Source organism: Pseudomonas yangonensis, assembly GCF_009932725.1.
In the GTDB taxonomy this organism is placed as follows: Bacteria; Pseudomonadota; Gammaproteobacteria; order Pseudomonadales; family Pseudomonadaceae; genus Aquipseudomonas; species Aquipseudomonas yangonensis.
In genome coordinates this window covers 1-386 of the sequence record NZ_BLJU01000191.1, presented here as the reverse complement: position 1 = coordinate 386, position 386 = coordinate 1, and the positions used below count along the sequence as shown (strand labels likewise).

Annotated in this window: 1 protein-coding gene; it reads left to right on the top strand. The window is 54.1% G+C overall.

The window, feature by feature from the left end; genetic code table 11:
• Positions 1-271: 271 nt before the first annotated feature.
• Positions 272-386: RNA repair transcriptional activator RtcR family protein (locus GYB81_RS24035; protein ID WP_161898021.1), on the top strand; the 115-nt coding region annotated here is incomplete at its 3' end.

Below are 386 nucleotides of genomic sequence, written 5' to 3'. Positions count from 1 at the left end.
AAGACGGCATACTAGATGTAGAGAGGGCTCGTGGGCTCGGGCACCGGCGGGACTGGAGTCCCGTGCCGTCGGCCTGCATGGGCGATGCGGTCGAAATGGATATAGCGAGCGGCGTGCCAGGTTTTTATCGATGAGACTGTTTCTTGATTAACTATTTGATTTTAAAGGTGAATAAATTTTTTATTGCGCTTCGTCGGCGAATTCGATGGAGAGATGCCCGACTATTTCTATATATTTTCATATCGATCTTTATCTTGAAGGATAAGCAGTGATGAAACGCACGGTCGCCATCGGCTTCATCGGCGCCACCCTCGACCGTCTCGGCAAGGGCGCGGCGCGCTGGCAAAAGTGGCGGCCGAGCATCGGCCTGTGCCAGCAGCCGGACC